Consider the following 26,992-nt stretch of genomic DNA (forward strand, 5'->3'; position numbering starts at 1 on the left):
ATGGCACGGATCATCCTTCTATCGGTCGATCACAGCCTCGCCGGGCGGATCGGCGACGCGATGCAGGGCCGCGCGGCGGTCGAACTGGCGCAGGCGGTCACGCCGGATCTGGTCGAAGGGCCCTGCGTCATTCTGGTGGACAGAGACGCCGTGCCGCCAGAGCGCTCGATAGCCACGGCCTTGTCGGCAGCGACGGAAGGCGCAGCCGGGCGGCCGGTGGTGCTCGTGACCGGGGAAACCGCCGCGGAAGAAATATTGCACGCCATTCGATCCGGCGCTGACGACGTCATCCGCCGCGACGCAGGAGGCGACGAAATCGCCACCATAATCGGACGCCTGCTCAATCGCTCGACCGCCGATCATGGCAAGGGCGGCCGACTGACACTGATCCTTGGCGCCGACGCCGAAGCCGCCGCGCTAGTCGCAACCGACATGGCGGTCAGCCGCGCCCGCACCGGGTCTTCGACGCTGCTGATAGACTTCACCATGCCGACCAGCGCGGCTGAGGCCTATCTCGACCTGCCGGTAAGCTACGGCATCGCGTCAGCCATCGCCGACATAGAGCGGCTGGACGCCAGCCTGCTGTCCAGCACCTTGGCCCGGCATGGTCCAAGCGGCCTGATGCTCCTCACCCTAGACGGCGGTTCGGGTGCCGAGCCTGCGGGCATCGCGCCTGCCGACATCGCCGCGCTGGTCCGGCTGCTCCGGGCATGCTGCGGCGATCTTGTCATCTGCGCGGGCAGCCTGCGCCATCCGGTGCTGCTGCGCACGCTGGCTTCGCTCGCCGACCGCGTCGAACTGGTCTGCGCGCAGTCGATCCGCGAGATGGACGCCTGCCGCCGCCTGCTGGAGCGCATCGGTGATGACGAGGCGAGCTTGTCACGAACGCGGCTGCTGGTGTGGGATCATCAACCCGGCATATTGCTGGACAGCCGCCGCATGGGCGAGATCTTGCGCACCAGCAGCACCCTGCCGCTCCCCATCGACCAGATACGCTTGCGCAATGCCCTGAACGCCGGTCGCCCGCTTGGTCTGGAGGCTGCGCCCGACCGCTACATGCGCGCGATCCGCACCGCCTGCGGCATCGAACCGCAACGATCGTCCAAAAGCCTCGAACGACTTCGCCGCCTGCTCCAGCGAACGGTGGAGCCAGCGGCATGAGCCTGCTCTTCGACACAAGCCTGCCGCGCGGCGCAGCGCGGCCCGCTCCAGTGGCGCAGCCAGCCGCCCAGCGGATGAGCGACAGCTATCAGGCGGTGATGGCCCAAACCTGCGCGCAGGTCATCGAACAGCTGGAAGCACGCGGCAGCACCGCTGAAACGCTCGGGCCGCGGGCGTTGCGCACCGAAATCGAGCAGGTCATCACCAGCCGCAGCAGGCGCGGGCAACTCGCGCTCAATGCAGCGGAAAGGCTGCTGCTGATCGAGGATGTGGAGGACGAGGTCGCCGGGCTCGGCCCGCTCGCGCCGCTGCTGCGCGATGGCAGCATCGACGACATCATCGTCAACGGCCCCGGCACCATCTATGTCGAACGCAGCGGCATGCTGGAGAAGGTCGACCGGCGCTTCCGCGACGACGCCCACCTGATGAACATCATCCAGCGGATCGTCGGCCCGATCGGCCGCCGCGTGGATGAAGCCAGCCCCTATGTCGACGCCCGATTGGCCGACGGATCGCGCGTCAACATCGTCATCCCGCCGGTCGCGCTCGACGGGCCGCTGCTGTCCATCCGCAAGTTCCGCATGCAGGCGCTGGGGTTGGAGGATTTCATCAATCGTCAGGTGATGAGCGCCGAAATGGCCGCCTACCTCGCCGCCGCCGTGCGGTCGCGGCTCAACATCCTGATCTGCGGAGGCACGGGCGCGGGGAAATCCACCCTGCTCAACATGCTGTCCCATTTCATCAGCGACCGCGAGCGGCTGATCACCATAGAGGATGCCGCCGAATTGCAGTTGCGGCAGGATCATGTCGTCCGGCTGGAAACCCGCCCACCCAATGTCGATGGCAATCGGGAAATCAGCGCGCGGGAACTGGTCCGCAACGCGCTGCGCATGCGGCCCGACCGCATCATCCTGGGCGAAGTGCGCGGGGTGGAAGTGGTGGAAATGCTGCAAGCCATGTCCACCGGCCATGACGGGTCGATGGCGACGCTGCACGGCAATTCCCCGCGCGACGCCTTTGCTCGCCTGGAGATGCTGATGGGCTTTGCCGGGGTTCAGAATGACATTCGCGCAATCCGGCGCTTTATCGCCAGCAGCGTGCATGTCGTGGTGCATATCCAACGCCTGGCGAACGGCAGCCGCCGCGTGACCGGCGTAACGGAAGTCACCGGCATCGAGGGCGAGGCATACTCCTTCAACGAGTTGTTCAGCTTTCACGAACAGCCCGCCATGTCCGGCATGGGCGAATTTCGCAGCCACTCGCCCCGCCCCTATTTCGAAGCGCGTCTGCGCGACTACACGGCGGCTGCTGTCCGGCAGGGCATATTGTGAAGGCAGCGGCGTTCCTCCTGCTCGGGCTGTTGACGCTGGCGGCGGCGGTCTCGCCGCTGCTCGCCCTGCGAGCGCGGGAAAGGGCGCGGCTTTCGCGGCGGCTGGCGGCGATCGCGCCCGGCGACGCCCCGGCTCTTCGCCAAAGCGCCCGCCTGACAGTGCCCAGTCTCGCCGCGCCGATGCTGGCGCGGGCACAGCTGGAAGTGACGACGCGCGCAATCGGTATCTTCGGCGGGTGCATGGTGTTGTTCGCCCTTGCGGTGCTGCTCGCCGCTGGTCCGGTGGCCACGGTACTCCTGTTGCCACTGCCCCCCGCCATTTTGTTCCTGTGGATCAGGGCACGGGCGCAGCGCCGGGTGAACGCCCTCATCGAAGCGCTGCCCTTCTACATCGATGCCGTGCGGCAGATGCAGGCGGTCGGCAGCTCCTTGCCCCAGGCGCTGGAACGGTCGCTCCCCGATGCCCCCGCGATCGTGCGCAGCTATCTTGCCCCAGCCGCACGGCGGCTTGAACTCGGCGCGCCGGTGAGCGAGGCGATGCAGCAGCTCGCCGACCGTCTCCACGTTCCTGAAATGTCGATGCTGGCAGCGGCGATCCGCACCAACATGCGCTATGGCGGCCCGGTCAGCGCCGTCCTGTCGAACCTTTCCGCGATCCTGCGCGAACGCATCCGCATCGCCCGCGAACTGAAAGCCGCGACGTCCGAAGCCAAGGTCAGTTCCCGCGTGCTCATCGCCATGCCGATCGTCGCAATGGCGCTGCTGATGGCATCCAACCCCGCCTATATCGACTTCTTCCTCGACGATGCGCGGGGGCATCGAATGGCGGTCATCGCGATCGGACTCCAGATCGCGGGCATGCTCGTCATGCGCCGCGTGATGAGGCTCGCCTTCTGATGCCTTCGCCCTTTCTCCTCGCCTGCTTCCTCATGGCGCTTTTGGGGCTTGGCATAGCCGTGCTCGGCGGCCGGATGCTGATGGCCGATCGGCGGCTGGAGGCGCGGCTGTCGCGATTGGCGCCCTCAACGTCGGCGCAAGCGAAGACAGCCATCCGCCTGCCAACCATTTTGGGCGCGGAAGGCCGCAACCGGTCGAGCCTGGAGCGCCAGTTGCAGTTGGCAGGCTATCAGGATCCCCGCGCGGTCAACCGGTTCCTCTGGCTGCGGCTGGCCGGGACGATACTGGCGGCGCTACTGGCCGCGCTCCTGTGCCGCATCGCATGGGGCGAATTTCTGTCACGCCCGATGCTGATCGTCATCGCCGCAGGGCTTGCCTTTGTCGGCGCGCGACAGATGCTGAACCTGCTCGCTTCGGGACGGGCACGGAAGATCACCGCCGAATTTCCCTTTCTGCTCGACCTCATGCTGATGATGCTGGAAAGCGGCGTGTCGCTCGACCAATGTTTCCGCTCGATCGCGCGGGACGAGCAGGTGGCGGTGCCGCATCATGGCGAGTTGATCGGCCTGCTGGTGAGCGACCTTGATCGGGGCATGCGCTATGAACTGGCGCTCGACCGCTGGGCCGCGCGGGTAGCCGTCAGCGGCGCTAAGGAACTTGCCTCCCTGTTCCGCCAGGCCATGTTCCAGGGGATCGAACTTGCCCCGGCCCTGCGCGAATTCGCCCGCGAATTCACCCAGCGCCGCGTTGCGCGCGCGCGGGAGGCAATGGGCGGGATCACTGTGCGCATGGTTGTGCTGATGATCCTCTTCTTCATGCCCGCCCTCTTCATCGTTCTGGGCGGGCCGCCGGTCGTCGCCATCCTCGACACTTTGCGGGCAAGCGCGCGATGATGTGGCTGCTTCCCCTGCTGCTTGCAGCCGCCGACACCTCGGGATCGACGCGCAGCCTCTATCTGCAACTCATCCATCAGGCGCGCGCCGATGGCAGGCCGCGCGCCGCCATCGCCTATCTCGACGATTTCGACCGCCGCTACCCGGGCGACCGCGACGCGCGCATCCTGCGCGTCAACAGCCTGCTCGACCTTAACGATCTCAACGGAGCGGAAGCAGCGGCAGCGGCGCTCCCCGATGGCGGCGGCAGCGCGATACGCGGCCATCTGCTCGCCGCGCGCGGCCGCTGGGCAGAGGCAATAACGCCTTACCAGCAAGCCGTTCAGGCGAGCCCCGCCGACTCCATGCTCCGCAACGCACTCGGCTTCGCCCAGCTGCGCGCTGGCTTCGCGGCAGAGGCGATAGAGAGCCTGCGCGGCGCGCTGGACCTGTCGCCCGGGACGGCGGTGATCCGCAACAATCTGCTGCTGGCACTTAGAGCTGCCGGTCAGAATGCCGAAGCCGAAGCCCTCCTCTCCACCGTCCGCGATGGGAGCGAACGCGACGCCTTGCGCCGTCAGATCGCCCTCGAAGCTGCTCGCCTCGCTACCCCGAAAGACCGCTGATGTTCTGCCTGTGTCTCCTGCTGGCTTCCGCCCCCACGCTCCCCCAGCCCGATCAGGCGCGCCGCGTCGTCGAATGGCAGCTGCGCTCACCGCCCCGCGCCGAGGAAAGCACCGGTCTCAGCGCCGAAGAAGCGGAGGTCATCCGCAGCCGCTATCTGCAATCCATCGGCCAAACCCTTCCCCGATCCGCCGATCAGGATGCCACCACCATCCCATGATGCCGCTCCGCCGCCTCCCAGCCTTGTGGCACGACCGGCGCGCTTCCGTGGTGCCGATGGTCGCGGCATTCGGGGCCGCGCTGGTCGGCGCGATGGGCTTTGCACTCGACGCAGGCCTCTATTATGCGGGGAGCCGCGACCTGCGCGCCGCGACCGAAAGCGCCGCGCTCGCCGCTGCCATGTATCCCGCGCAGGCAGAGGCGCGCGCGCGCGACAGCCTCAGCCGCAACGGCTATGATCCGGCTATCCTGCGTTCGGTGGAGCTTGGCCGCTATTGCGCTGACGCAGCCCTTTCCTCGCCCCAGCGGTTCGACGCCAGCTTCACCCGCTGCCCCGGCAACGGACAATCCACCGCCGTCCGCATCCGCACCGGAAAGCCCAGCCGCCAATTCTTCACCCGCGTCCTGGGCGGAGCAGATCCCATCCCGGACCTGTCCGCCACCGCTACCGCCGCGCGCATCGACGAAGCGGGCGTGGGCGTCAGTTCCGGCATCCTGACCGTCACCAACGCGCTGGTAAACAGCGTCAACGACCTGCTCGGCGCTCTTCTTGGCATCAAGTTGCAACTGGGCGCGAATGACGTTCAGACCCTGGCGAACGGCTATGTCGACGCCGGGCGTTTCTTCGACGCTCTCGCGGCGCGCGTGGGCGAGACCGGCACCTATGGCGCGCTCACCAGCCGCACCGTGGACCTGCGCGCGCTGATGCTGGCAGCGGCGGAGGCTGCCGATCAGCCCGCGACCGCAGCTACCCTGAACCTCGTCGCAGGCCGGATCACCAATGGCTACCCCGTTCCGCTTCAGGGCCTGTTCGGGCTCGGCGTGTGGAAGAACATGCCCGTGGGCGAGGCGAACGAGCAGCCGGGCCTTCGCGCCGGGATCAACGCCTATCAGCTGTTCACTTTCGCCGTGCAGGCGGGCGAGGGCAGCATTGACCTCACTGACGCGATCAGCCGCGTCGCGGCGGGCAGCACGATCCGCCTCGCCGCCGTCGCCACTGGCCCGATCGACAGGCCACGCTTCTCCTTCGGCCCGGCAGGCGAGACCAGCGCCAGCACTTCGGCGCTGCGGTTACAGCTCAACCTGGGCCTCAACCTCAACATTCTGGGGATCAGCGTCGGCGCGGTGCCCGTCCTGATCGATGTCGCCGCAGCAAGGGCGGACGTCAGCGCGATCGATTGCGCCAGCACAGCCGAGCAAGCGCGCGACAGCCGGGTCAGCGTGCTTGCCAGCTCGGGCCTCGTCAACGCCTATATCGGTCAGGCCCCCGCCAGCGCCATGACCCGCCCGATGCCGCCGCTCTCAGCCAGCGACATAGCGCCTGCACGAATATTGAACGTCCTCAACCTCATCACCGCAGACGTCCGCGCGATCGCCCAGCCAGTCACCGGCAACAGCGGGACGCTGGTCTTCGGCCCAGGCGGCCCGGGGACGATCGGCCGCCCCGGAACGCCGGGCGCGGCCGCCAGCATCGGCAATGGCGCGCAGACCGGAACGCTGCTGACGTCGCTCACCAACAGCCTCGGGGCCCCAAGCGGCATTCAGGTGAAAGCGCTCGACCTCTGCCTATGGCCGGTCTGCGACGCCACCGCCACGCGATCCCAACTGCTCGGCGCGATCACGGCCCCACTGGGGGCGCTGCTCGGCAGCACCGCCGATCCCCTGCTCGACAATCTGCTGGCTGCGCTCGGCATTCAGCTTGGCCATGCGACGGTGTGGGTCACGGGAGCGCGCTGCGGCGTGCCGGTGCTGATTTAGGGAAATCGGCGGCGCGACCCCCTCCACGCGCCGACGATCTTCAACCGGAGGGATAAGAGGAGAATGACGATGAAGATCGAACCGGTACGCAAGTTCATGAAGCGGCTTGCACGCGACCAGAAGGGCCTGACGGCGGTGGAATATGCCGTGCTGGGCGGCGTGATCGTGGCCGCGATCACCGCGCTTCAGACCGACTTCACCAATGGGTTGAAGGGCGCCTTCACCGCCCTGTTCAACAGCGTCAGCTGACCCGCCAATGACCACCCGCCGCAGGAGGAGCCGCACGCCCGCGCTCCGGCTCCTCCACTGTCAGAAAGGCATAGCCGCGCTGGAGTTCGCACTCGTCACTCCAGCGCTGCTGATGCTCATCTTCGCGATCATCATCTATTCCTTCTGGTTCTCCGCGCTGCTCGGCGTGCGCCATGCCGCGGCCGAAGGAGCAAGGGCGGCGATGGCGGGCCTTTCCAGCAGCGAACGCGCCGACCTCGCGCGCAGCCGAGCCCAAGCAGTGATCAACGGCTACGGCGCGCTGCTCGGCTCCGGAGGCGCGCCGGACATTCAGGCGCAACCCGACGGCGTAGGACAGTTCAAGGTGCAGGTCCGCTACGACATGAGCAGGTCGCCGCTGATACGCTATGCCAGCTTCATTCCGTTGCCCTCGACCACGCTCGGCGCGACCGTCATCGTCACCAACGGCAGCTATTGACGGGCCTGGCGCTCCACCCTTCCGTAACGTCTACGAATATGAACAATCCCCCTTTCCTTTTCCCCAACTGCTGCGTAACTGTCCGCTCTCGCCATGACGCGCGCAACAAGGGTTGTCTGTGCGTTGCGGGATGTCCGGAACGGCGCTGAGCGCTAGTTCGGATGCGATCCGGTCCCGGTTCGCGGGGTAGTTTAGGGCACGCTTTTGCACCCGCAAGAGACGCCGCCATGCAGGAGTTAGCCATGCTTTCAAAGGTCACGCTCGCCAATACCGACCTCTCGGTCAGCCGTCTGTGCTATGGCACCAACATGCTCGGCTGGTCGATCGACCAGGACCGCAGCAACGCCATCCTCGACAAGTTCCTGGAGCTGGGCGGCAATTTCGTCGACACCGCCCGTTCCTATGGTGACTGGATGCCCGACGCGCCCAAGGGTGCCAGCGAGCGCGCCATCGGCGCCTGGCTGAAGGGCAAGAAGCGCGAAGACGTGATCGTCGCGACCAAGGGCGGTCATTTCGACATGCGCGCTGGCGACTATCGCAACCGCGTCAACCCGGCCGACATCGGCAACGACCTGAACGAGAGCCTTGAGCATCTCGGCGTCGACACGATCGACCTTTACTGGGTCCACATGGACAATCCGGAAACCCCGGTTGCCGAACTGGTCGACTTCCTCAACGAAGCCAAGAATGCGGGCAAGATCCGTTATTTCGGCGCGTCCAACTGGTCCGACGCCCGCGTGCTGGAAGCCAATGACTATGCCAAGGCGAACGGCAAGGCTGGCTTCGTCGCCGTCGAACCCTTCTGGGGCCTCGCCAAGCCCAATGAAGAGGCTGCCACGGCACAGGGCTACCAGATGTATTTCGAAGATCATGGCGGCAAGCTCAAGGACGCTGGCCTGGCCATCATCCCCTATTGCTCGCAGAGCCGCGGCTACTTCGCCTTCGCTGAAAAGGGCGAAGTGCCCGAGCATCTCCAGGGCTTCTACGACAACCCGGTCAACAAGGACCGTCTGGCCGCTGCCAAGGACGTGGCCGCCAAGCATGGCGTCAGCGTTTCGGACGTCGTGCTCGCCTATCTGCTGAACCAGCCGCAGCAAGTGATCCCCATCTTCGGCGCGTCGAGCCCGGCCCGTATCGAGGAAGCGGTCAAGGCCGCCTCGCTCACCCTGTCGGCCGACGAACTGGCGGCGCTTAAGATCGGCTGATCTTCTAAGCCTGAAAGAATGGAAAGGGGAGCGATCGATACGATCGCTCCCCTTTTTATTGTCAGATCCGATCATTCTTTTGCGAATCGATCAATCGGGAAAGAATCGTACAAATTCTTACGCGATCGCCGTTATTTTCGCCTGACTAACAGTGAACAAGGCGGTAAAAGACGAGCAGACCATACGCATGTGGCGAATTAGGAGACTCTCATGACTGCTGCCCCTGCCCTTTCACAATCCCGTTCGGGCGCAGCGCCTGCATCTCTCACCACGCCCGGCCAGATCGGCACGCTCACCCTTCCCAACCGCATCATCGTCACCGCCATGGGCGTCAGCCTGGCAGAAGCCGACGGTACGGTCGGCCAGCGCCTGATCGACTATCATGTTGCCCAGGCTAAGGGCGGCGCTGGCCTCATCATCATGGGCGTGACCGGCGTCGCGTGGCCGGTAGGCGCGGTCCAGCCAAACCAGACCGCCATCTCGGACGATCGCTTCCTGCCCGGCCTGACGAAGCTGACAGAGGCCGTCCATGCAGCAGGCGGGCGCATCGCTGCTCAGCTTCACCATGGCGGCCTTGTCGCCGGGCACAGCGCGCAGGATGGGCATCCTCTCTGGGCTCCGGCATATCCGCCCCCCTTCGCGGGCGACTTCCCAGACTTTTTCCTGCCCGAAGAGATGGCCGCTTTCGCCGGAGGCGTGGTGCCGCAGATCAAGGTGCTGGAGAAGGCCGACATTGATCATGCGATCCGCCAGTTCGCCGACGCCGCGCTACGCGCTAAGCGCGCTGGAATGGACGGCCTGGAGATCCACGGTGGCCACGGCTATCTGCTCTCCTCTTTCGTTTCGCCTTACACCAATACGCGCGAGGATGAATATGGCGGCGACGTGGCAGGTCGCGCGCGCCTGCTCCTTGAGGTGGTGCGCGCGGTGCGCGCTGCGGTCGGCCCAGATTTCCCCGTCTGGGTGAAGATGGATTCACGAGAGCTGGGCAAAAACGGCATCACCATCGACCATGCGCTTGAACTTGCGCCTATGATCGAAGCGGCCGGTGCCGACGCGCTTACCGTCACTGCCTATCATGACGTCGGCCAGGGCAAGCTCCATTCGGGTTCCAACATCCCGCATGAGCCCGCCTTCAACCTGGAAGCCGCCGCCGCAATCCGGAAGGTGGTTTCGATCCCCGTGATCGCGTCGGGTCGGGTCGAGCTCGATCGTGGTGACAAGGGGCTGGCGCAGGGCGAGTTCGACTTCCTTGCCATGGGTCGCAAGCTCCTCGCCGACCCTGATCTGCCCCGCAAGCTGACCGAAGGCCGGGTGGCCGATATCCGCCCGTGCATCTATTGCTACACCTGCGTCAGCACCGCCTATCTTCGCGAACAGGTGCGCTGCGCCGTGCGGTCGGAAACCGGTTATGAGGATCTCGACTGGTCCCCGGCCAAGGTTCCCGGCCATGTCGTGGTTATCGGCGGCGGCCCCGGCGGCATGGAAGCCGCGCGCAGGCTGGACCTTGCGGGCGCGAAGGTCACGCTTCTTGAAAAATCCGATCGCCTGGGCGGCACGCTGCGCTTCGCAGGGCTCGCCTATGAACCCAATGAACGGCTGCTCAACTGGCTGCGCGACCAGATCGGTCAGTCGAAGGTCGATGTGCGCCTGAAGACTGTCGCGACCCCGGACCTCATCGCCAGCCTGAAGCCCGACAAGGTCATCGTCGCGACCGGCGCCGTGCGCGACATGCCGCCGATCCCCGGCAATGATCAGGACTTCGTGCTGTCGGGCGACGATCTGCGCGGCATGATGTTGGGTGAGGACTCTGCTGAAATCCGCCGCAAGACCAGCTGGACCACCCGCGTCGCGACAAAGCTCGGCGCAGCGACCGGCGCCACCGCTAATCTCGATCTGGTGCGCAAGGCGACCCATGCTTGGATGCCGCTCGGCAAGCGCGTCGTGATCATCGGCGGCGAGTTGGTCGGCGTTGAGCTGGCCGAATTCCTGATGGAACGCGGCCGTGAAGTTACGGTTGTCGGCGAAGCACCCAGGTTCGGCGGCGGCCTGCTGCTGGTGCGCCGCATGCGCCTGCTGGCGGAACTGCGCGAACATGGCGTGGCCATGTTCCCCGGCGCGAGCGGCATCGCGATCGGCAAGAACAGCGTCACCTTCACCAGCGCAGACGGTGAGCATAAGAGCGTTGCTGCCGATCATGTGGTGGTGGCCATGGGCGCGCATGGCGACTCCACCCTTGCCAATGCGCTCCGTGCGCAGGGCCATGATGTGGTGGAGGTCGGCGACGGCACGGGCGTAACCTATATCGAAGGCGCAATCCGTGGTGCGGCCGAAGCCGTGGCCGCCATGGGCCGCTGATCGGATCTTCAAGCTCAAAGAAAAGGGGAGCGCCGCAACGCTCCCCTTTTTGTATCTAAGCTGCCCCTTATCGAGACCACCCAACAACCGTTCGCCCTGAGCCTGTCGAAGGGCCTTACTTTTTTAGAAGTAAATAGCTTCTACAAACTCAGCCCGAACGGATTTGGTGGATTAAAAACCCCTCACCGCTCAACCAGTTCAGCCGCAGCCTCAACTCGATAATCCGTCAGCACCGGAGCCGCCATGGCATCGGCAAATGCCTCATAGCTCCAGGGCCAGCTTGCCGGAACGCCGGTGGCATCCAGATACCAGCTGTTACAACCCGATCCGAAGATCGTCGTGCGCGCCGCCGCGATCCGCCGCTCCTCATAATCGGCGTGAGCGTCAGCGCTCGGTTCGATCGTCCGGGCCTCGCCCGATCGCAGCAGATCGATCAGCTGATCCACATAGGCCCATTGCTTCTCTGCGATGTCGATCAGGGAGAAGTTGCCAACAGGACCGGTCGGACCATTCAACATGAAGAAGTTCGGAAAGCCTGGGATGGTCACGGCATAATAGGCAGTCGGACGAACAGACCACACATCGTCCAGCGAAACGCCACCCCGGCCCAGAACCGTTGTCGGGCGGATGAAGCGGTCCGCATGGAAGCCGGTCGCCAGCACCAGCGTATCAAGTTCGTGCAGCCGCCCGTCTTCCATCCGCACGCCCTTGGCCTCGACGCGGGCGATGCGATTCCGCTCCACCTCTACGTTCGGCGATTGCACGGCGTCATAATAGGACCAGCTGTAGATCAGCCGCTTGCACGCCGCGCGATAATTGGGGCGCAGTTTTTCCTTGAGCTCGGGATCGCGGATGCTGTTCTCCAGATTATCGAGGCAGATTTGCTCGATCGCCGCGATCTCCGGACCATGCGTATCCGTGATGGCATGGGTGAAGCGGAAGATGCTGTCCCAATATTCCTTGTTGTTGCGAATATCCTCGATCAGCGCAGGGTCGCGGCGGAAGGCTTCCTTTTCTTCCTCGCTATACTGGAAATAGGGGACAGGCATGATCCACTGCGGCGAGCGCTGGAAATGCACCAGCTTCGATGCACGCTTGCTCAGCGCGGTGACGATCTGCACGCCGGTGGACCCGTTGCCGACCACACCCACCCTCGCGCCGTCGACCAGCGCATCATCCTGCCAGCGGGCGCTGTGGAACGCCTGCCCCTCGAAGCTGTCCAGCCCTTCGATATCGGGGAGCTTGGGATGGTGCAGAACGCCCGAAGCCGCGATGACGACCTCCGCCTCGACCTCTTCACCGGTGATCAGTCTCAGACGCCAGACGCCAGCGCCTTCGTCCCATACCGTGGACACGACTTCGCTGTCGAAGCGGACGTGCGGCATGATGCCGTATTTTTCCGCCGTCTTCTCGAAATAGGTCTGGATCTCGCCGCCCTTGGCATAATAGGCGTCCCATTCCGCATAGGGCTCGAAACTATAGGTATAGGCGTGCGCGGGCACGTCGCAGGTCAGGCCCGGATACCGGTTTTCCCGCCAGGTGCCGCCTAGCCGCCCGGCCTTTTCGAAAACCGTGAAATCCTCGCCCGCCTGGCGCAGGCGAATGGCGGCAAGGATGCCAGCCATGCCTGCTCCGATAACGGCGAAGCGCAGGCCTTTGCGGCCCTGATCGATGGACAAGTCACTCTCCTGTTGGCTGTGTTCCTGACCATCATGATGCCGCAACCGGCAATGCCGCACATCATTCAAATGGATCAGGCCCTCACCAACAGGCGAAGATCACCCCCGCGACGCCTTCCGCCCCGCCTGCCGTCCGAAGAAGGTGCAGTCGGCAAGGCTGAGGCCAGAGCTATAACCATGCCCCCATGCCGGCAGCCCCGAAGTACAGCGCCCCGCCGCGAACAGTCCAGCGACCGGCGCACCGGCCCGGTCCAGCACCTCGCCATCGGTCGAGGTCCTCAAGCCCCCCAGCGTGAAGAAGCTGAAATAGCTGGTCGCGAAATTCAGCTCCAGGGCCACGAACGGCCCCTGATCCAGCGGCGTCAGGATCGGCGCGCGCTTGTGGAACAGCGGATCGCGCCCTTCCCGCGCATGCGCATTGTAGAATGCCATGGTGGCAGAGAGCGTACCCGGCGCCATTTCCAGCTCGGCCTCGACTTCTTCCCAGCTGTCGCCCGTACCCGCTATCGTCATCCCCGCCATCGGCAGCGGCTCGTCGAAATGAGCGATGTCCAGCAGCAGATAGACCCTGTCGCCCATCTGGTCGATGGCAACGCGGCTGACCCGGCCGTGATAGCAATCCTCATTGATGAAGCGCTGGCCCATCTGGTTGACGAACACGCCATGCGCCTGCGGTTCGGGCATGGTCCAGGGACAGGTCGTGAAGAACTGTTCCATATGGATGGCGTCGCCGCCCGCGCTGACGCCCAGTTCGATGCCCACGCCGTCATCCTGATCGCCGATCGGGCTGCTGATCTTGAACGTGTCGGGGCAATAGCGCCGCCGCATATCCTCGTTGAAGGCAAAGCCGCCCGTGCAGAGGATGACGCCCTTTGCCGCACGGACGAAGCGATTGACATTGTCGATGCGCACGATGACGCCGACCACTCGCCGATCGTCATCCTGCACCAGCGCAACGGCGCGCGCATCGGTTGTCACTTCAACGCCCAGCGCCTTTGCCCGAGCCTCCAGCAGATCGACCAGCGGCCGACCCCCGCCCCAGCCCATATGAGCGATCACATGGCCGCGCGGCGCAGGCTTCGCGATCTCGCAGAACGGCCATGCCGCCTCGCTCCCCGACCAGATCAGCGTGGAATCGTCGGTCGGCTCGATATGCTTGCCAGGCAGGAAGTTGCCGCGATAGGGGATGCCCTGCTCCTTCAGCCAGGCATAATGGCCAAGCGATTCCCGCGCATAAAGGTCGCACTTCGCTTCATCCGCGCACGGCCCGCCTGCCGCCTTCAGATAGGCGGCCAAATCCTCCGTGCTGTCCTCGAACCCCGCCGCGCGCTGAGCATCCGTGCCGCCGCCACCGCCGATGTAGATTTCGCCGCCCGACAGCGCCGACGCCCCGCCGCTGCCCGAACCCCGTTCAAACAGCATGACCCGCGCACCACCGGCTGCCGCTTCGATCGCCGCGCATGCACCCGTCGCGCCAAAGCCGATAACCGCGACGTCGGTTTCGAAATCCCACCGTTCAACCTTGCTGGCGGGATAGGGGCGATGAAGCGAAATGTCGGCCACGAAAGACTGTCCTCTCCTTGTGCGATCGGTATCAGAAAGCCTTTGTCTGCCCCCCATCCACCATCAGCGTTTGCCCGGTGATATAGCCTGCCGCATCGCTTGCCAAGAATACGGCGGCTGCTCCAATGTCTTTTTCGCAATCGCCAATGCGCTTCAAGGAAACCTTGTTGATCTGCGTATCATAATCGGCGGGCGCCCATTCCTTCCACGCCATCACGCCCGGAGAATTGGCGAACGGGCAGATGATGTTCACCCGCACCGCTTCCGCACCCCATTCGCTGGCAGCGATCTTGGAAATGGCGCGGATCGCTTCCTTCGCCGCGCAGTAGGAGCCCTGCGTCGGGATCGCATCAAACGCCGCGCCAGTCGCGAAGTTGATGACGGATCCCTTGGCTCTAACCAGATGCGGATAGGCCTCGCGCATCAACACGAAGGTCGGCCAGAAGCCCGTGTCGAACGCGACCTCCATGGCCTCGTCAGTCGTCTCGGCAAGCGGCAACTGGCGCGAAGCCTGCGCCGCGTTCACCAGCACATCAAGCCCGCCGAAATGGCCGATCGCCGCCTCGACGATCTTCGGTAACTCGGCTCGCTGCGCCAGATCAACCGCCAGGAAATGCGCTTCTCCGCCCAGAGCGCGCAGCTCGGCCTCGGTCGCGCGGCCAAGCTCCTCCTCCCGGTCGACGATCAGAACACGCGCACCCGCCTTGACGAAGGCGGTCGCCACACCCTTGGCCACCCCGCGCGCGCCGCCTGTTACGATCGCTGCCTTGCCTTCCAGTGCCTTCATGTCCTGCTCCCATCAGCCTTGTTATGTGAAATAGGCCCCGCCGTTCACCGTCACGATGCTCCCGGTGGCGAAGCTGCCGTCATCCCCGGCCAGAAACGCCACCGCCCCGGCGATCTCGTCCGGATGGGCAAGACGCTTCATCAGGCTGTCGGCGGCGATCATGTCCTTCATCTCGGCAGGCAAGGTTGCATAGATCGGCGTTTCGGTAGCGCCGGGATTGACCGCATTCACTCGGATACCGCGATCGGCAAGCTCCCGGGCCATGGCCCTCGTCATGCCCAGCACCGCTGCCTTCGCCGCGCAATAGGGGATAGGTCCATCGCCCTTTACGCCGGACGTCGATCCGATGTTGACGATGTTGCCGCCGGTGCCTTGCTCCGCCATCAGCCGAACCGCAGCCCGGCTGCATTTGAACGTACCGTCCAGCGTCACCGCCAGCACGCCCGACCAGCCATCATCCCCGCAATGGATGGTCTGGTCGACAAAGGTGGTCGGCTCCTCGCCACGCGCGATCTGCTCCGCCCTCTCCGCCTGTGCCGCATAATAGCGGTCCATGCCGTCGCCCGCCGCGCTACCCCGCCCGGCATTGTTGACCAGCACATCAACGCCGCCCAGCGCCTGCTTCACCTCGGCAAAGGCCCTGTCCACCGACGCCGTGTCCGCCACGTTGCAAGCGATGCCGACATGCGGCGCGGGCAGCACTGCGCCAGCCGCCGCCGCATCCAGGTCCAGCACCGCGACCGTTGCGCCTTCCGCGGCAAGACGGCGCGCGATGGCAGCGCCAATCCCTTGCGCGCCGCCCGTCACGACCGCGCGCTTTCCCTTCAGCCCTTCCATGGGATCAATCCTCTACTTCAGGCCGCCAGGCGACGCCGTTCACCTGCGCGCCACCATCGGCAAAGAGGGTGTTGCCGCTCATATAGCCGCCGCCTTCGCTGGCCAGGAAGACGGCGACCGGGCCGATATCCTTTTCCGCATCGCCAAATCGGCCTGCCGGAACCTGCTGCAGGATCGCCTGCGTCATTTCCGGGTTGGCGGCGAAATAGTCGCGCGCCTGCGGGCTCGTCGCCGAAGGACAGATGGTGTTGCAGGTGATGCCGTGCGGCCCCCATTCCACCGCCGCAGTCCGGGTCAGCGCCCGCATCGCTTCCTTGCTGGCATTATAGGCGACGGTGAACATATGCGCATTGACGCCGTTCAGCGACCCCAGGTTGATCACGCGGCCATAGCCTTGCGCCTTCATGATCGGGAAAGCCGCCTTCATCGCCCAGAACACGGCATAATAGTTGAGCGCGAAGGAACCCTCCATGTCCTCGTCGCTATGCTTTTCGATCCGCTTGGGGAAGCTGGCTCCAGCATTGTTGACCAATATGTCGAGCCGTCCGAACCGCTGGTGGACCGCCTCAACCATGGCTTCCACCTCGGCGCGCTGCGTCACATCGGTGCGGATGAAAAAGGCGTCCACCCCATGCGTGTCGCGCAGATATTGCGCTTCTTCCTCGCCCTGATCAGCCTTGCGCTGAGCGATCGCGACATTCGCACCGGCGTGGGCCAGCGCGCGGGCGATGCCCTGCCCCACGCCCTGCCCGCCCCCGGTGACGAGCGCCGTGCGCCCTTCCAGCAGCTTTGCCATTTTAGCTCTCCTATATTCTTGTGATGTTTCTCGACGCTTCAGGCGTCCAGCAGCGCATAATCCAGATAGCCGATCCGATCGTCGCCATCCCCGGTGTAGAAATTGGCGCGATTCGCCTTGTTGAGCGCCGCACCCGTTTGGAAACGTTCGACCAGATCGGGATTGGCGATGTAGAGATAGCCGAAGGACACTGCCTCCGCCTTGCCCTCCGCAATCACGGCAGACGCCTTTTCCAGGTTGAGGCCACCATTCTCGATCAGCGGGCCGCTCCAATTGTCGCGAACCAGGTCGAGCGCGTCCTGCCCCTCCAGCGGAATGTGGATCAAATGGCAGTAGGCAAGGCCCAGGCCATCGATGGCCCTGAGCAATGCCGCATAGGTTTCATGCGGGTTCGCATCGTCCATGCCGTTGAACTTGACGCCGGGACAGATGCGGAAACCGACCCGGCCCGCACCCACGGCTGCGGCAAGTGCCTGCAACAACTCGACCACGAAACGGATGCGGTTCTCGACCGATCCGCCATAGCGGTCCGTGCGCTGGTTGCTGTTCGAAGAAAGGAACTGCATCGGCAGGTATCCGCTGGCGCAATGCAGTTCTATCCCGTCCAGACCAGCCGCGATCGCGTTGCGGGCAGCCTTCACATATTCGGCGATGACGCCGGGAATTTCGTCGGTTTCCAGCGCGCGCGGCACGACCGTTTCCACCGGAACGCCATCGGGTCCGGGAATCTTGTCCGGGCACTGAATGGCTGACGGCGAAACGGTTTCCGCGTCCGCATCCTTGTTCGCCTGCACGGCAGCACGGCCGACATGCATCAACTGCATGACGATCTTTCCGCCCGCGCCATGGACAGCGTCGGCAACCTTGCGCCAGCCTTCGACCTGCGCTTCGCTATGGATGCCAGGCGTGCGCCAATATCCCTTGCCCGTGGGCGACGGCTGCGTCCCCTCCGTCACGATCAACCCGGCACTGGCGCGCTGGCGGTAATATTCGACCATGATGTCGGTCGGCACGTCGCCCGGCCCCGCCCGGTCGCGGGTCATCGGCGCCATGACGATCCGGTTGGACAGCGCAATGTCACCCAGCGTCACGGGTGAGAAAATATCCGTCATGGCAATCAACTCCGCACGCGCGGCTTGGGCAGCGGCGCGCCCCGACGCATCGTTTCGATGAATTTTTCCAGCGGAGCGGGCGCTTCGACCGGGCCGTCATGCGGCTGCCCCAGACGGTCCCAATAGCTTTTCCAGCTCGGGAACAGGTCGTGGAAGCTGCCATGATAGGGCTGCACGCCGGGCCAGCGCATCTTGCGATCGCCAATCGGCGGCTTGTTGAGGTCGGTCGCGTACCAATAAAGCGGCAGGCGGCGGCGGAAGTACCAGCGGCCTTCGATCCGCTCATATTTGTCGAAATACATCATCTGCATGATGACCCATTCGGCGCCCGTCTCATGCTCATTCTTGGAATAGACGACGCCCTGCGCATGGTCCGGATCGTCGAAATCGATGACATGCCCGCCAATATGGTGGGACGTGCCGTCGAACTGCATCGAATGGGTTTCGTCGAACCAGTCGCGCAGCGCCTTGCGGCCCTGCTTGCCGCCGCCGACCTTCACATCTTCGGGGAACAGGTTCACCCAGGCATCGGAGTCGCGCATGTCCAGCGCCAGGGAATATTTCGCGGCCAGTTGCCGGATCGCATCCAGCGATTCCAGTCGGTCTATCCGCGCAATCAGGCTCTCGTCCGCCACCCTCTCGATCCTTTCTCGTTGGACCGCTTGTTTCCGCTATCCCCTTGGTTCTGAAAATGCCAAAATAGCTCAAAGGTCATGACAAAAAGGCTCAACACCAAACATCTGTCCCGCCCGGTCGCGACCCGCGTTCCGGTCGCCATCGCCCGCGATCTGCTGCGGCTGGTCGAGGAGATCGGCGTCGATCCGGCAGAGCTACTGCGGCAGGCGAGCCTCGCCCATCTCATTGGGCCGCCGATCGGGGGAGCCGCCGCGCAGCGCGGGGTTGTCCAGGATGACTTCACCCGCCTCTATGCCCATTGCACCTGGGCTCTGGACGCGCAGGCGGCGCGGCAGGAAGGACGCGAGCCGCTGACGAAGGAAGGGGTGGACATGCTGTGCCACTGCATCATCACCTGCCGCACATTGGCGGACGTGATCGAGCGCACGGATCGCTTTTCCGCCCTTATCGGCCCGCGCGCCGGTCGACTGCGGCTGAAGGTCGATGACGGGGTCGCGCGTCTGGACATGGCCACGCCGCGTAAAATCCGCAATGCGAGCGCCTATGTGTCGGACCTTGCGGGCCTCTCTACCTACTACCGCCTGTTCGGCTGGCTCATCGGTGAGGATATTCCGCTACTGGGCGCGGCGATGCGCTATCCGCCCCTGCTGGACGAGCAGACCATTTCCTACCTCATGCCCGTCCCCATGCAGCATGGCGCGCCCGAAAACAGCCTGCGCTTCCCCGCCAGCTATCTCGACCGCCCGGTGCTGCGCAGCCATCATGAGCTTGAGCATCTGCTCGAACGCTTCCCTTTCGACGTCGAACAGCCTCAGTCGCTGGATGCCCCGCTGTCGGAACGCATCCAGCATCTCTTCAGCGCGATGCTCGCCAGTGGCGAAGCGCCCGCCACCGCGTCCAGGCTCGCGCGCCAGTTCAGCATCAGCGTCGCCACGCTGAAGCGACGCCTGGCCGATGAAGGCACGTCCCTCGTCCAGCTCAAGACCGAGGCACGGCGCGCCCTCGCCACCCGGCTGCTGGACGATCCCCGCCTCACCATCACCGAAGTCGGTCGCCGGACGCAGTTCAGCGACACAGGCGCCTTCCGCCGCGCCTTCCAGCAATGGACCGGATCATCGCCGAGCCGCTGGCGCGAATTGCGCCAGGGCGGCGGGCAAGCCGATCAATAGCGGGCGATGATATCGTCGGCGAAGCGGTTGAGATCGTCGATCTTTTCCTGCAGAGGCTGGCTGTCCTCTTCCACCGCATAAAGGTTGCGGAAAGAAGCGACGACATCGGTCACGCCCGCATCTTCCTGCCGCCGGATCATATCCAGATCGGCACCCCCCATCGCCGAACCGAAGATGCGGAACGGTGCGTCCTTGCGCCCCAGTTCCTCGCGATAGGTGGACAGCTTATCCAGCATCGGCAGCATCATGTCCATTCCGCCGCCTGCGAACATCCAGCCATCATTGCGCGCCGCCCGCTTCAGCGCCGCGTCGGAATGGCCACCGATCAGGATCGGCACCGGCTTGGTCGGGACAGGATTGAGCTTTACCGGCGGCAGATCGAAAAACTCGCCATGATATTCGAAATAGCCGCCATTGGTGAGGCCGCGCACGATGTCGATGCACTCGTCGAAGCGCTTGCCGCGCCCTTCCCATGCCACGCCCATGACCTCATAATCCTCAGGCCAAACGCTCAGGCCCACGCCAAAGTTGAAGCGGTTGTCGTAGAGCGCCTCGATCGATGCCACTATCTTCGCGACATAGAGCGGCGGGCGCACCGGCAGCTTCACGACGTTGGTCGTGACCTCCAGCTTCTCGGTCGCGGCGAGCATCGCGGTCACATGGATGAACGACTCCAGGAACGGCTTGTTCTCCAGGAATTCGCGCCCGCCATCGTCGGTATAGCTATATTTGGTGCCAGAGCTTTTCGGGTAGATCAGGCTGTCGGGCACCGTGAAGCCCGCATAGCCCGCCGCTTCCGCCGCCTTGGCAAGCGGCGCGTAATAGTTGATCGCGGTCATCGATTCGCCCAAATGAAAGCGCATCGCCCTCTCCTTCCATCTCGCTTTATTCATCCGCGGCGGCTTTGCTTGCTAGCGCCGGGTGCTCCTCACCTTATCCCTTCGGCGGAAAATACAGTCAACAGCGGCGGCAATCTCTTTCGTGCGCGATTCCGCCTGCCGCTACGCATATCCCGAATAGAAGCGGGCGCTTCCCGCAAAAAGCGCATTGAACAAATGTTTTTTTCTCTTATCCTGCGCCGCAAAGCTGCCGACCGGATTTCGCGGATCGGCCGCGCAAGCAATGAGAAAGGAAAGAGGATGTTGCTGAAGGACAAAGTCGTGATCGTCAGCGGCGTCGGCCCCGGCATGGGCCAGGCGCTGGCCCGCATCGCCGCCTCCGAAGGCGCAAGCGTCGTCCTCGCCGCCCGCAACCAGGCCTTTCTCGATGAAGTGTGCGCCGACATCACGGCAAAGGGTGGCAAGGCGATCGCCGTCGCCTGCGACGTCAGCGATGAGGGTCAGTGCAAGGCGCTGGCAGAACGCGCCGCCGCGGAATTTGGCGGCCGGGTCCATGGCCTCGTCAACAGCGCTTATTATCATGGCGACTGGTGCTTCGTCGACAATGCCGACATTGGCGACTTCACGAAGGCGTTCGACGTCAACTGCGTCGGCGCCCTCCGCCTCACTCGCGCCTGCATCCCCTATCTGCGCGACGGCGGCGCAGTCGTGAACGTGTCCACCATGGCGTCGGTCAACCCCTATGGCCACGAAGGCGGCATGGAGATGCCCTATGCAGTGGCAAAGGGCGCGCTCAATACCCTGGGCAAATATATGGCCAGCGATCTTGGCCGCCACGGCATCCGCGTCAACACCTGCCGCATGGGCTGGATTCATGGCGAGCCGGTCGAAGGTTTCATCGCGTCGCAGGTCGACGCCGGGTTCAAGCGCGAGGATGTGGTCGCTGGCGTTACCAAGAACATCCCGATCGGCATCATCCCGCCGGAAGATGACTGCGCCCGCGCCGTCCTGATGATGATCTCGGACTATTCGCGCGTCGTCAGCGGCGCTTCGCTCGACGTCAATGGCGGCCAGTGGATGGCGCCCTGATCCTTTAAGGGAGGTGGCCGATGTTCAAATGCATCGCACTGCTCAGGCGCAGGCCGGATCTCTCCCGCGAAGCGTTCATCGACTATTATGAAAGGCAGCACGCGCCCCTGATCCGGCGCCTGCTGCCGGGCATAGTCGATTATCGCCGCAACTATGTCGAACTGGAGGGCGCGTTCCTGTTTCCTGGAGCCGCCCCCATCGACTTCGACGTCATCACCGAAATATGGCTTGCCGACCGCGCCGCCTATGACCGCTTCACCGCGGCCGCCGCGCAAGAGGACATCGCCCGGCAAATCGCGCAGGATGAGGAAAATTTCCTGGATCGTGCGGCAACCCGCATGATGGTGGTCGATGAAAAGGGCGCGGACATGGCCAAGGCCATCACACCTCAGGCGCTGCTGGACGAACGGGAGATCATGCGCGGCTTGTCCCGCTTCGCCCGCATCCTCGACAACAAGCAATGGGATCGCTTGAGCGATGTCTTCGCCGATGATCTCAGCTTCGATTATGGCACGGGCGGCGATCAGCGTGGCATGGCGGCGCTCACCACCAACATGCGCCGTTTTCTCGACCGCTGCGGCGGCACCCAGCATCTGATCGGCAGCATCCTGGTAGACGTCGAAGGCGATCGCGCGACGAGCCGTTCCTATGTGCAGGCCCGGCACCAGCGGATGGACGACCCGGCTGGCCCGATCTTTGATTCCAATGGCGAATATGTCGACCAATGGGAACGGCGTGCCGAAGGATGGCGTATCGTGCGCCGCGACGCGATCTGGGCCGCGCATACCGGCGATCCGATGATCCTCCACGCTGAGCCCGGCAATCTCGGTTAATCGGTCGGGTTTCGCAGGCCTTAGCGAAAACTCCCCTCTCCCCTTTAGGGGTCGGCGAGAGGCACGTGACTCTGGCCGAGGTGGCGAGCGACGCGAAGCCGGGAGAGGGGGAGAATAATAGCGCTCTCCCCGCACTGCCCCTCTCTCCTAAAGGGGAGAGGGAGCACGTACTTAAAACACTCCGTTCATTAAAAATGGGTAGGCGCTAAACTCACGCCACCTCGGCAAAAGGCAGACACACGCTGTCGAACCCCAGCACATGTGCCACCCGACCCAGTCCAACCCAGGCCGCAACACTATGCGCCAGGTCCACGATCTCCTCGTCGGAAAACAGCGCATGCGCCCGTGCCCAGAAATCCTCATCCTGGGCGATGGATTTGGGCTCCTGCGCAAAACGCTCGGCAAATTCGATCGCCGTCCGCTCGCGCGGGCTGAACAGAGGTGATGTCCGCCAATTCTCGACCGCCGCGTAAAACTCCTCATCCGGCGCTGGCCCATTGTCGGCGACCGTATGCGCGGGCCGTTGCCCGGACGCGGCAAACATCGACTGCGCATCCCGCGCCGCCCGAAACTGCTGACAGATCACGCAACCATTGATCTGCGCCGTGCGCGACCGTGCACCCTCGAACTCGCGCAGCGACAACAGGCTGTGCTGATAGACCGCCTTCGAAAAGCCTCCTGCTGCCGCCATGATCTCGCGCGCATAATTACGCGATGCGTAGCCATAGGGATCGGCGGCGTCCTGCTCGGGTAAGTCGATACGGATCATGGCATCTCTCCTTATGTCGCTATCTTGTTCACCGTTCGCTGTTCAATCGACCCCCGGCGCGCCAGGGAACTGCACATAATATTGGCCGGTCAGCATGCCGCCATCGACGGCGATCTCCGCCCCGGCGAGATAGGAAGCCTCGTCGCTCGCCAGGAACAATGTCGCGCGCGCGACCTCTTCCGGCGCACCAACGCGCTGAAGCGGCACATTGCCGAAGCGCTCATTGACCTTCTCGCGCGTGGAACCGTCATGGTTGGTCATCACCGTGTCCACGCCGCCTGGATGCACCGAATTGACGCGTATGCCCCGATGGCCAAGCTCCAGCGCAGCGACCCGCGTCAGCCCGCGGACGCCCCATTTGCTCGACGAATAGGCGGCAAGGCCGTTGGCGCCCTTCATCCCATCAACCGACGAGATATTGACGATCGCCCCTTTGCCCCGCGCGATCATGCCCGGCGCGACAGCCTTGATCCCTAGAAACTCACCAGTCAGGTTGACCTTCAACACACGCTCATAATCGGCCAGCGTCGTGTCCAGCAAAGTGCGGAACAGCAGGATGCCCGCATTATTGACCAATATGTCGACGGGGCCAAGGTCCGCTTCGACCGTCCGGACCAGATCGGCCCAGCCTTCCTCGCTCGTCACATCATGGCGGTAGAAGCGTGCGGCGTCCCCCAGCTCGGCGGCCAGTTGCGCGCCATCTTCCTCCAGCACGTCGGTAATCGCGACCTTCGCGCCTTCCTCGGCGAACAGGCGGCTTGTCGCGGCACCCATGCCGCGAGCGCCGCCTGTGATGATTGCAACCTTGCCCTGCAAACGGCCCATCGAGTCCTGCCTCTCCATCGCTTATCCCGCCGACCGTTACGCATAACTGCGTTCTTTTCCGCGTCGGCGGCTCTATACGCGTGGATAAACCCCGGCAGGATCGAGGGCAACTGGAATCAAGGGTCTCCCCCTTCAGGGCATCAGGAAGCGCCGGGCAGTTCACCCAACGCCACATAGCGCGGCGTGCCGTCCTCCCCGATCTCTTCGGTCAGGATCGACGTGATGCGGCTGACCGACTCTGCAATCCACCAGCGGCCGTCCTGCTTGCGATAGACGTCCTGATATTCCACCGCGAGCCGTGTGACCGAACGGGTCGCAAGGATGATCGTGCGGAAATTGAGCGACCAGCGCCCCCGCGCCTCATCGGGGCTGATCAATTCTATGTCCGCGTTCGTCGCATGGTGGATGTCATAGACACCGCCCCCCATCGCCATCTTCTGGAATATGGCGATGAATTCGTCACGATCGGTGAACAGCGGGAAATTCTGGTAATCCAGCCTGATGCCCTGCGGCAGGAACGTCTCGCGCAGTTCATCAACCAGCTTCAGGTCGCAGGCGCGCAGATAGCGCGCCTTCAGCTGGCGGATTGCGCTGACATCTTCCAGTGCCGTGACACGCGCGGCTAGTTCTTCCAGATTGATCGACATGATACTCTCCTTGGGGCTTGGCCCCCTGTTTTTCGCGAAAGGGTCAGACCATGGCTGACCGGCTCGTTTTTTCTAGCCTGCGACGACGTCCCGCGTGATCTTGGCGATACCGGCCTCATATTTGAGGTTATGGACGGACACCGACGTTTCGACGCGCTGCACCCCCGGCATCGGCCGTATGCGCTCCGTCACCAGATCGTTCAACTGCTCGATGTTGGTGAACAGGCCCATCGCCAGCAGGCTGTAACGGCCGAGCAGCACGATGACGCATGTGATTTCCTCAAGGTCCGACAGGCTGCGCGCCAGTTCGGACACTTGCGACGGGTCGGCGTCGATGCCCATCATGCAAAGATTGGGCGATCCTGCCATGCGGAAATCGGTGACGACCGTGAACTGGATCAACCCCTCATTCTGCAACCGCTTGACGCGCGTGCGGATCGTGCCTTCGGTAACACCCAATTCCGCGGCGATCGCCCGGTTCGAAATACGCGCGTCACGGGCAAGCTTTTCGACAATGCCCTGATCCAGCTTGTCCAGGCGCGCCCAGTCAGCCTTCCCCGTCACAGCGGCACCACGTTGAATTCATATTTCACGATGTCCACCGCCACCCCCGACCTTATGTGAATGACCCCATCGACGCTGGCAATGCGATCGAACAGCATCTGCTGGACCTCGCCAAAGTCACGCAGCGCGACGAGCAACTCCACATCATGTTCGCCGCTCATGATGTTCACGCTCAGCACTTCGGGAATGGCGGCGAGTTCCTGACCGACATCCTGAACGCTGCGGCCCTGGACCTTGACCCCCAGGGCGATGATCACATTATAGCCATGGGCTGCAAAATCCGTGACGGCCACCACCCGCATGGCGCGGGCATCTTCCATCTTCTGCAGCCGGGCTGAAACAGTGGCGGCGGTGACGGAAAGCCGCTCCGCAATTTCCTGGTTGGTCGCGCGGCCGTTGGTCCGAAGTATCTCTATGATATTCGTGTCGAGCGTATCCAGCGATGGCGGCGTTGTTTTCCGCCCGCTTCTGATCTGCATTCTTGCCCCGCCTTCAAAAATGTAGCTGGTTTGATAGCGCGCACTTACGCACAGCACCAGACTCAATGCTGTTACCGCCGCTATTTGCTCATTTTTTCGCCGCTCCTCCTGCTATATTTCAGCAGGATGGAGCGCCTTGCGCAGGGCGGCAATGGCGTCGCGTTTCATCTGCAGAACGGGCGGCGCATCTGGCAACACGTCGAAACCGTGATAGGCGCCAGGATAGACATGCAGTTCGGCCGCGACGCCCGCTTCGATCAGCCGCCGGGCATAGTCCATGTCCTCGACGAGGAAGAGGTCGAGCGCGCCCACGCAGATGAAGGCGGGTGGCAATCCGGCCAGATCCTCCGCCCGTGCAGGCGCTGCATAGGGGGATATGTCGGCCGATCCGGGTTCCTGACCCAGCAGGCTCCGCCAGCCAAAGGCGTTGGCCTGCGGCGTCCATACGAACGCGCCCAGATGTGCAGGCAGCCGCGTGATGCAGGTGCGGTCGTCCAGCATGGGATAGATCAGGTTCTGATGCGCGATCGCCGGGCCGCCCCGGTCGCGCGCCAGCAACGCCAGCGCCGCGGCCAGCCCGCCGCCCGCGCTCTCCCCGCGCACGGCGATCCTCGTCCGGTCTATGCCCAACTGCTCCGCGCTGTCATGCAGCCACTGCAGGGCGGCATAGCAATCCTCGACCGCGCCGGGTGCCACCGTCTCCGGCGCAAGCCGGTAATCGACCGAAACGATGAGGGCGGAGGCGGAACGCGCGAGTTCGATGTTGGACAGGTGATTGGTCGCCACCGATCCCATCACATAACCGCCGCCATGGATATGCAGGACAGCCGGAAGCACGCCTTCCGCATCAGACGGGCGATATACCCTCACCACCAGTTCATGGCCGCCAAGCGCGGCGATCCGCTCTTCCCGCCACTCAACCCCGCTACCTTCCGGCTCGGGCACCGCCGCGCTCATCTGCTCCATCCCCGCGCGGACCGCGGGCAGGCTCTCGTCCGTAAGCTCGAACGCAGGCATGAATTCCAACCCCGGCAACAGGCTAGGTTCGATCAGGTCACGCATTCTTCTCTCCTATTTTCCTATTTTCCTATTTTCCTATTTTCCTATTTTCCTATTTTCCTATTTTCCTATTTTCCTATTTTCGTTTTCAGCGCGTTCTTCTCACTACTTCCTTCACGCAATCCACCGCGTTCTTTGCGCGTTGTTGTGGTGGTATTCCTGCGTCTATTTGTTTTTGC

Annotated in this window: 28 protein-coding genes; 14 read left to right on the forward strand and 14 right to left on the reverse strand. The window is 63.9% G+C overall.

Annotated elements, in window-relative coordinates; all coding sequences use genetic code 11:
- From MU848_RS00165 to MU848_RS00215, 11 genes are all read left to right on the forward strand, one after another.
- The gene (locus tag MU848_RS00165) at positions 1-1,161 is read left to right on the forward strand and encodes an AAA family ATPase (protein WP_247229403.1); all 1,161 of its coding nucleotides are present in this window, start codon (positions 1-3) and stop codon (positions 1,159-1,161) included.
- Positions 1,158-2,492, forward strand: a complete 1,335-nt coding sequence (locus MU848_RS00170; RefSeq protein WP_097093371.1) for a CpaF family protein — start codon at positions 1,158-1,160, stop codon at positions 2,490-2,492. Before MU848_RS00165 ends, MU848_RS00170 begins: the two co-directional genes overlap by 4 nt.
- Positions 2,489-3,388, forward strand: a complete 900-nt coding sequence (locus tag MU848_RS00175) for a type II secretion system F family protein (protein ID WP_247229404.1) — start codon at positions 2,489-2,491, stop codon at positions 3,386-3,388. The genes MU848_RS00170 and MU848_RS00175 overlap by 4 nt, the downstream gene beginning before the upstream one ends.
- Positions 3,388-4,281, forward strand: coding sequence for a type II secretion system F family protein (locus MU848_RS00180; RefSeq protein ID WP_247229405.1), 894 nt, complete (start codon positions 3,388-3,390; stop codon positions 4,279-4,281). The genes MU848_RS00175 and MU848_RS00180 overlap by 1 nt, the downstream gene beginning before the upstream one ends.
- Positions 4,281-4,886, forward strand: coding sequence for a tetratricopeptide repeat protein (locus tag MU848_RS00185; protein WP_247229406.1), 606 nt, complete (start codon positions 4,281-4,283; stop codon positions 4,884-4,886). Before MU848_RS00180 ends, MU848_RS00185 begins: the two co-directional genes overlap by 1 nt.
- Positions 4,886-5,104: a hypothetical protein gene (locus MU848_RS00190; protein WP_247229407.1), complete on the forward strand. Its 219-nt coding sequence runs from the start codon at positions 4,886-4,888 to the stop codon at positions 5,102-5,104. The genes MU848_RS00185 and MU848_RS00190 overlap by 1 nt, the downstream gene beginning before the upstream one ends.
- Positions 5,101-6,861: a TadG family pilus assembly protein gene (locus tag MU848_RS00195; protein ID WP_247229408.1), complete on the forward strand. Its 1,761-nt coding sequence runs from the start codon at positions 5,101-5,103 to the stop codon at positions 6,859-6,861. Before MU848_RS00190 ends, MU848_RS00195 begins: the two co-directional genes overlap by 4 nt.
- A gap of 69 nt (positions 6,862-6,930) precedes the next feature.
- On the forward strand, positions 6,931-7,110 hold the full coding sequence (locus MU848_RS00200) for a Flp family type IVb pilin (RefSeq protein ID WP_247229409.1): 180 nt from the start codon (positions 6,931-6,933) through the stop codon (positions 7,108-7,110).
- Positions 7,111-7,117: 7 nt separating this feature from the next.
- The gene (locus MU848_RS00205; RefSeq protein WP_247229410.1) at positions 7,118-7,567 is read left to right on the forward strand and encodes a TadE/TadG family type IV pilus assembly protein; all 450 of its coding nucleotides are present in this window, start codon (positions 7,118-7,120) and stop codon (positions 7,565-7,567) included.
- A 242-nt stretch (positions 7,568-7,809) separates the two neighbouring features.
- The gene (locus MU848_RS00210; protein ID WP_097093642.1) at positions 7,810-8,772 is read left to right on the forward strand and encodes an aldo/keto reductase; all 963 of its coding nucleotides are present in this window, start codon (positions 7,810-7,812) and stop codon (positions 8,770-8,772) included.
- Positions 8,773-8,982: 210 nt separating this feature from the next.
- Positions 8,983-11,130, forward strand: coding sequence for an oxidoreductase (locus tag MU848_RS00215; protein WP_247229411.1), 2,148 nt, complete (start codon positions 8,983-8,985; stop codon positions 11,128-11,130).
- Positions 11,131-11,312: 182 nt separating this feature from the next.
- On the opposite strand, the gene MU848_RS00220 is transcribed toward MU848_RS00215, so the two are convergent.
- The 7 genes from MU848_RS00220 to MU848_RS00250 form a co-directional block, all read right to left on the reverse strand.
- Positions 11,313-12,809 (reverse strand): flavin-containing monooxygenase, encoded by a 1,497-nt coding sequence (locus tag MU848_RS00220; RefSeq protein WP_281494237.1) that lies wholly within the window; start codon positions 12,807-12,809, stop codon positions 11,313-11,315.
- Between the two features lie 99 nt (positions 12,810-12,908).
- On the reverse strand, positions 12,909-14,372 hold the full coding sequence (locus MU848_RS00225) for an FAD-dependent oxidoreductase (RefSeq protein WP_247229412.1): 1,464 nt from the start codon (positions 14,370-14,372) through the stop codon (positions 12,909-12,911).
- Between the two features lie 31 nt (positions 14,373-14,403).
- Entirely contained in the window at positions 14,404-15,159 is a 756-nt protein-coding gene (locus MU848_RS00230; RefSeq protein ID WP_201516708.1) for an SDR family NAD(P)-dependent oxidoreductase, read from the reverse strand.
- 21 nt (positions 15,160-15,180) lie between these two features.
- Complete coding sequence (locus MU848_RS00235) at positions 15,181-15,996, reverse strand: SDR family NAD(P)-dependent oxidoreductase (protein ID WP_247229413.1); 816 nt, start codon at positions 15,994-15,996, stop codon at positions 15,181-15,183.
- Positions 15,997-16,000: 4 nt separating this feature from the next.
- A complete protein-coding gene (locus MU848_RS00240; RefSeq protein WP_247229414.1) occupies positions 16,001-16,792 on the reverse strand; it encodes an SDR family NAD(P)-dependent oxidoreductase in 792 nt (263 codons plus the stop codon).
- 38 nt (positions 16,793-16,830) lie between these two features.
- A complete protein-coding gene (locus MU848_RS00245) occupies positions 16,831-17,904 on the reverse strand; it encodes an alkene reductase (protein WP_247229415.1) in 1,074 nt (357 codons plus the stop codon).
- A gap of 5 nt (positions 17,905-17,909) precedes the next feature.
- Positions 17,910-18,539 (reverse strand): nuclear transport factor 2 family protein, encoded by a 630-nt coding sequence (locus tag MU848_RS00250; protein WP_097093359.1) that lies wholly within the window; start codon positions 18,537-18,539, stop codon positions 17,910-17,912.
- Positions 18,540-18,617: 78 nt separating this feature from the next.
- On the opposite strand from MU848_RS00250, the gene MU848_RS00255 reads away from it, so the two are divergent.
- Complete coding sequence (locus tag MU848_RS00255; protein WP_247229416.1) at positions 18,618-19,709, forward strand: helix-turn-helix transcriptional regulator; 1,092 nt, start codon at positions 18,618-18,620, stop codon at positions 19,707-19,709.
- On the opposite strand, the gene MU848_RS00260 is transcribed toward MU848_RS00255, so the two are convergent.
- Positions 19,703-20,572, reverse strand: coding sequence for an LLM class flavin-dependent oxidoreductase (locus MU848_RS00260; RefSeq protein ID WP_247229418.1), 870 nt, complete (start codon positions 20,570-20,572; stop codon positions 19,703-19,705). The genes MU848_RS00255 and MU848_RS00260 overlap by 7 nt on opposite strands.
- Before the next feature lie 276 nt (positions 20,573-20,848).
- On the opposite strand from MU848_RS00260, the gene MU848_RS00265 reads away from it, so the two are divergent.
- Together MU848_RS00265 and MU848_RS00270 are read left to right on the forward strand one after the other, a co-directional pair.
- Positions 20,849-21,637, forward strand: coding sequence for an SDR family oxidoreductase (locus MU848_RS00265; RefSeq protein WP_097093640.1), 789 nt, complete (start codon positions 20,849-20,851; stop codon positions 21,635-21,637).
- Positions 21,638-21,657: 20 nt separating this feature from the next.
- A complete protein-coding gene (locus MU848_RS00270; protein WP_247229420.1) occupies positions 21,658-22,470 on the forward strand; it encodes an EthD family reductase in 813 nt (270 codons plus the stop codon).
- 211 nt (positions 22,471-22,681) lie between these two features.
- On the opposite strand, the gene MU848_RS00275 is transcribed toward MU848_RS00270, so the two are convergent.
- The 6 genes from MU848_RS00275 to MU848_RS00300 all read right to left on the reverse strand — a co-directional run bounded on the left by MU848_RS00275 (position 22,682) and on the right by MU848_RS00300 (position 26,816).
- Positions 22,682-23,239 (reverse strand): carboxymuconolactone decarboxylase family protein, encoded by a 558-nt coding sequence (locus MU848_RS00275; RefSeq protein ID WP_176502303.1) that lies wholly within the window; start codon positions 23,237-23,239, stop codon positions 22,682-22,684.
- A 42-nt stretch (positions 23,240-23,281) separates the two neighbouring features.
- Entirely contained in the window at positions 23,282-24,082 is an 801-nt protein-coding gene (locus tag MU848_RS00280) for a glucose 1-dehydrogenase (RefSeq protein WP_315862399.1), read from the reverse strand.
- A 122-nt stretch (positions 24,083-24,204) separates the two neighbouring features.
- Positions 24,205-24,711 (reverse strand): nuclear transport factor 2 family protein, encoded by a 507-nt coding sequence (locus MU848_RS00285; protein WP_097093354.1) that lies wholly within the window; start codon positions 24,709-24,711, stop codon positions 24,205-24,207.
- A gap of 72 nt (positions 24,712-24,783) precedes the next feature.
- Entirely contained in the window at positions 24,784-25,275 is a 492-nt protein-coding gene (locus MU848_RS00290; protein ID WP_097093353.1) for an Lrp/AsnC family transcriptional regulator, read from the reverse strand.
- Positions 25,272-25,754: an Lrp/AsnC family transcriptional regulator gene (locus MU848_RS00295; protein ID WP_097093352.1), complete on the reverse strand. Its 483-nt coding sequence runs from the start codon at positions 25,752-25,754 to the stop codon at positions 25,272-25,274. Before MU848_RS00295 ends, MU848_RS00290 begins: the two co-directional genes overlap by 4 nt.
- A gap of 111 nt (positions 25,755-25,865) precedes the next feature.
- The gene (locus MU848_RS00300; RefSeq protein WP_247229422.1) at positions 25,866-26,816 is read right to left on the reverse strand and encodes an alpha/beta hydrolase; all 951 of its coding nucleotides are present in this window, start codon (positions 26,814-26,816) and stop codon (positions 25,866-25,868) included.
- Between the last annotated feature and the right edge of the window lie 176 nt (positions 26,817-26,992).

It is taken from the genome of Sphingobium agri (genome assembly GCF_023051225.1).
Lineage (GTDB): Bacteria > Pseudomonadota > Alphaproteobacteria > Sphingomonadales > Sphingomonadaceae > Sphingobium > Sphingobium agri.

What these genes read in the sequence shown, in the direction of transcription:
- MU848_RS00270 (WP_247229420.1), top strand. Translation starts at nt 21,658, where the DNA reads ATGTTCAAATGCATCGCACTGCTCAGGCGCAGGCCGGATCTCTCCCGC.
- MU848_RS00275 (WP_176502303.1), bottom strand. Translation starts at nt 23,239, where the DNA reads ATGATCCGTATCGACTTACCCGAGCAGGACGCCGCCGATCCCTATGGC.
- MU848_RS00245 (WP_247229415.1), bottom strand. Translation starts at nt 17,904, where the DNA reads ATGACGGATATTTTCTCACCCGTGACGCTGGGTGACATTGCGCTGTCC.
- MU848_RS00210 (WP_097093642.1), top strand. Translation starts at nt 7,810, where the DNA reads ATGCTTTCAAAGGTCACGCTCGCCAATACCGACCTCTCGGTCAGCCGT.
- MU848_RS00190 (WP_247229407.1), top strand. Translation starts at nt 4,886, where the DNA reads ATGTTCTGCCTGTGTCTCCTGCTGGCTTCCGCCCCCACGCTCCCCCAG.
- MU848_RS00260 (WP_247229418.1), bottom strand. Translation starts at nt 20,572, where the DNA reads ATGCGCTTTCATTTGGGCGAATCGATGACCGCGATCAACTATTACGCG.
- MU848_RS00265 (WP_097093640.1), top strand. Translation starts at nt 20,849, where the DNA reads ATGTTGCTGAAGGACAAAGTCGTGATCGTCAGCGGCGTCGGCCCCGGC.
- MU848_RS00165 (WP_247229403.1), top strand. Translation starts at nt 1, where the DNA reads ATGGCACGGATCATCCTTCTATCGGTCGATCACAGCCTCGCCGGGCGG.
- MU848_RS00235 (WP_247229413.1), bottom strand. Translation starts at nt 15,996, where the DNA reads ATGGAAGGGCTGAAGGGAAAGCGCGCGGTCGTGACGGGCGGCGCGCAA.
- MU848_RS00180 (WP_247229405.1), top strand. Translation starts at nt 3,388, where the DNA reads ATGCCTTCGCCCTTTCTCCTCGCCTGCTTCCTCATGGCGCTTTTGGGG.
- MU848_RS00230 (WP_201516708.1), bottom strand. Translation starts at nt 15,159, where the DNA reads ATGAAGGCACTGGAAGGCAAGGCAGCGATCGTAACAGGCGGCGCGCGC.
- MU848_RS00285 (WP_097093354.1), bottom strand. Translation starts at nt 24,711, where the DNA reads ATGTCGATCAATCTGGAAGAACTAGCCGCGCGTGTCACGGCACTGGAA.
- MU848_RS00300 (WP_247229422.1), bottom strand. Translation starts at nt 26,816, where the DNA reads ATGCGTGACCTGATCGAACCTAGCCTGTTGCCGGGGTTGGAATTCATG.
- MU848_RS00255 (WP_247229416.1), top strand. Translation starts at nt 18,618, where the DNA reads ATGACAAAAAGGCTCAACACCAAACATCTGTCCCGCCCGGTCGCGACC.
- MU848_RS00195 (WP_247229408.1), top strand. Translation starts at nt 5,101, where the DNA reads ATGATGCCGCTCCGCCGCCTCCCAGCCTTGTGGCACGACCGGCGCGCT.
- MU848_RS00185 (WP_247229406.1), top strand. Translation starts at nt 4,281, where the DNA reads ATGTGGCTGCTTCCCCTGCTGCTTGCAGCCGCCGACACCTCGGGATCG.
- MU848_RS00280 (WP_315862399.1), bottom strand. Translation starts at nt 24,082, where the DNA reads ATGGAGAGGCAGGACTCGATGGGCCGTTTGCAGGGCAAGGTTGCAATC.
- MU848_RS00205 (WP_247229410.1), top strand. Translation starts at nt 7,118, where the DNA reads ATGACCACCCGCCGCAGGAGGAGCCGCACGCCCGCGCTCCGGCTCCTC.
- MU848_RS00240 (WP_247229414.1), bottom strand. Translation starts at nt 16,792, where the DNA reads ATGGCAAAGCTGCTGGAAGGGCGCACGGCGCTCGTCACCGGGGGCGGG.
- MU848_RS00170 (WP_097093371.1), top strand. Translation starts at nt 1,158, where the DNA reads ATGAGCCTGCTCTTCGACACAAGCCTGCCGCGCGGCGCAGCGCGGCCC.
- MU848_RS00295 (WP_097093352.1), bottom strand. Translation starts at nt 25,754, where the DNA reads ATGCAGATCAGAAGCGGGCGGAAAACAACGCCGCCATCGCTGGATACG.
- MU848_RS00200 (WP_247229409.1), top strand. Translation starts at nt 6,931, where the DNA reads ATGAAGATCGAACCGGTACGCAAGTTCATGAAGCGGCTTGCACGCGAC.
- MU848_RS00215 (WP_247229411.1), top strand. Translation starts at nt 8,983, where the DNA reads ATGACTGCTGCCCCTGCCCTTTCACAATCCCGTTCGGGCGCAGCGCCT.